The sequence below is a fragment of the Bartonella sp. AA56HLJMS genome, assembly GCF_042197145.1.
Lineage (GTDB): Bacteria > Pseudomonadota > Alphaproteobacteria > Rhizobiales > Rhizobiaceae > Bartonella.
Genome location: NZ_JBHIRL010000056.1, coordinates 1 through 3033, shown reverse-complemented (window position 1 = coordinate 3033; position 3033 = coordinate 1). Strand labels below are relative to the sequence as shown.

Below are 3033 nucleotides of genomic sequence, written 5' to 3'. Positions count from 1 at the left end.
TAAAAACTCTTTGAGAAAAAATAAATTGGTACAAAACCTAGTGGCAAAATATACAAAACCTGCTGGCAAGCTACAGTTGGCATGTTTGTTAGAAATTTACATAATCTTTCACAACAGGATTTAGCAGAATTTAAAAAATTATTAGAGAAAGTTAGCAAACAAGCATGCGCTTCGTAGAAGCATGTTCGAGAATCCTATTCCCGAACCTTTATTTACGAATCCCGCACCTTGAAAAAACACACATGAAATCAATAAGTTATAGCACCATAAAAGTGCTGTGGCGGAGGGGGTGGGATTCGAACCCACGGTACAGTCTCCTGCACGCCGGTTTTCAAGACCGGTGCCTTAAACCGCTCGGCCACCCCTCCACACTAGATATGCTTTTTGACAAATTTCTTGTAAAAGGTCAATCATTTTAATACGCATTTTAAAGCGTTCTTTGTAAAACTATTTAAGTTTCAATTAAAATAATTCTTCATAAGTTAATTCTTTGAGTGTGTTATCTAAGAGTTTCATTTTTAAACATGATAGTTTTTTCTGAAAAAATGAAAGGTAATTATGATATTTATCATTTTTTTCCTGTTTAAAAATTTTCTACAAAGCAATATTTTTTTTAAGTTCTAACAATCGTTTTCGTAATAATAAGAAATGTTTAGTTGAAAATGTTTGATAAATTATATTAAATTCCGGTCGTGTATTTTTGGATTATTTTACCTTTCCAGATATTTATTTTATTTAGATCGTTCATATTGGCGAAAAGAAAATGTTATTACTCTGACAGTTTATGAGAGATAAATTTGTAAGAATGACATATATATTCAAGGAAAGTTTTTATTGAGTTTAAATTAAGTACAATTCAATAAGAAAACTCTTTAAAAGATTTTAAGTTTTTAAATAAAAATATTCAGATATTTAGTGCGTCTAAAGAGTACCTTGGAGGGAATGGCTGATTTGCACTATTTGAATAAAATTTTATGTAAGATTTGCATCGATAGTTTAAAATCTCTTCTAGATATGGCTGGAAATTAGGTATATTTGTAATGCTTTTTCTGTGGGATAAGCAAAAAGTTAATTTGAATGGAAGAAAAAATTATTGAGCAATACCCTTAGATCAATAGATAGTTTGTGAAGGTATTACATAGTTTTTCAAGAATAGAACTTAAAAACGCTAAATTATGCAGAGTCAGAAAGCGTAAACTTTAAAAGACAAAGTTTTAAAAGCCGATTCATCACAAGTATGTGTAAAATAAAATATTTATGTCTAATATGAGAGAATAGGTTATTCCTGATTCTATTGAGTTTTTTTGCCTCTATCCCTCATCTTTTTGAAGCTTTTTTATGGCTTCAAGAGCGAGTTTTTTTACGGTCTGCGCTCTTTGTGTAAAGAGATGCCATAGCATCATTTGTCCAGCCAAAAATTGCTTTGAATTGTGATACTGTTGCACCAGAATTAACTGCGCGTGTTGCTGCTAATTTTCTTAAGCCATGTGCTGATTTTTCGATTCCCGCTACGTTACAAGCCTCACGAAAAAGGTTGCCAAAACTTTCTTTAACTAGTTTTTTACCTTCTTACCACAAATGAATGTTTCTTCTCCAATCACATACCTTCATAAGGATTGAGTTCTTTTTGTTTTTTTGTAGCTTTAGTGTAGCTATGCCAATTAGAGCTGTTAAAGTATTGTTTAAGCAGCCATGCAAATGAACCTTCAACAAGTTTACCGGTTTTTGATTTAGGAAGTATAAGCCCTTGTAACTCGGCAAGTGCGCTTTTGTAGTTATCAACAAACTCTTGCGTTCCATAGGTACCGCGTATTCTAATGCGTTTGCCATGACCAATACGTACATACCATACAATTTTGCCATGTTGAGTAATTTGTTTAACGAGATGAGGAGGACGTGGTTTAGGCATGGTATTTTACATCTTAGAGAGTGCGGTTTCGTAATATTCATTCTTTGACAAATCTAAAAGTTTGTCTGGGTGGCTAACTGAATTTGGTATTGGAATATCGGATTTAAGATAGATAAGCAGTTCACCGGTAGGTTTGATTTCTATGAGTTCGCAACCTTGTTTTTTAGCTTCTCTTAAAGCGCGTGCAATGGCTGGTTGCGTTATAGCAGCTGGACGAGGCGCCATATCTTTTCTCCTTACATTGAGATGCAATTCACGTGTGGCGTGAATCACGCATTACTTGAAAGTGTTAGGAAGGGTGGGGGTGCTCGTAGATATGCGGGGAACAAAACACCCCATAAGGTTAAGCAGCTTTTGTTGAGAGTTGTTGTATCTCTCGTTCTATCTCTGCTAAAAAGGCTTCAACAACTTGATTGATCTGTTCAATTTGTTGATCATCACGGAAAAAACGGAAGAAGTCACCATCGCATTCCAAAAACCAGAGGGGTTTGATCCAATTGAAAATGCGATTTTGTATCATACAACAAGTGTAGCAAATGAGTTGAGGGTAGAAATGTGGGCCGTTTCCTATGAGGAAGTTGAATGTTCAGGAAACATATGTGATTTTCACTTTAAAAATTCTTTGCCCAACAAAGAGGCAACTTATGGTAAGATAACTTTAGAAGATGAGATAGTATACAAGGCATTTACTTGGAATGAAGAGAGTGAAAGTTCGCTTTTTTCAAGGGTACCGATGGAATAATTTATCTCACATGATACATAAAAGACTGTCACGCAAGGGTTTTCTCATAAACCAACTGTTTCGGGGGTAATACAATCTAGTGGCAATCTTATTATTAATGCTGATACCATTGATAACCATTATAGCTCTATAGAAGCAGGGAGAAATGCCGATATCCACGCCAATGTGCTCACTAATTTGGGGGCAACAGCTTATAAAAACACTTATCTTGGTTGTCAGGCTTATACAGACAGTTGTTATGGCTATAAAGCTGATGGAAGCCGCGATGTTTCTTTAGATATAGCCAATGGCAAGGATCGCCAGATTGGTTCAGAAGCTCTTGATGCAGCTCCTGGTCTTGTCCAAGCGGGTGGCACGTTGAATTTGGTGGTCGATCAACTCA

1 protein-coding gene, 1 tRNA gene and 3 pseudogenes are annotated in these 3033 nt (G+C 35.3%); 1 reads left to right on the top strand and 4 read right to left on the bottom strand.

The features are described 5' to 3' along the window. Positions 1-278 precede the first annotated feature (278 nt). The 4 genes and pseudogenes from ACFINI_RS09645 to ACFINI_RS09630 all read right to left on the bottom strand — a co-directional run. Positions 279-368 (bottom strand) — tRNA-Ser (locus ACFINI_RS09645). A 942-nt stretch (positions 369-1310) separates the two neighbouring features. Then, positions 1311-1909, bottom strand: a pseudogene (locus ACFINI_RS09640) (tyrosine-type recombinase/integrase). A gap of 6 nt (positions 1910-1915) precedes the next feature. Continuing rightward, positions 1916-2134, bottom strand: a complete 219-nt coding sequence (locus ACFINI_RS09635) for a hypothetical protein (RefSeq protein ID WP_375648016.1) — start codon at positions 2132-2134, stop codon at positions 1916-1918. Between the two features lie 118 nt (positions 2135-2252). Continuing rightward, a pseudogene (locus ACFINI_RS09630) lies at positions 2253-2360 on the bottom strand (exonuclease); the annotation flags it as partial. Between ACFINI_RS09630 and ACFINI_RS10235 the strand changes: the two are divergent. Further along, positions 2346-3033: pseudogene (locus tag ACFINI_RS10235) on the top strand (hypothetical protein); the annotation flags it as partial. The pseudogenes ACFINI_RS09630 and ACFINI_RS10235 sit on opposite strands and share 15 nt — an antisense overlap.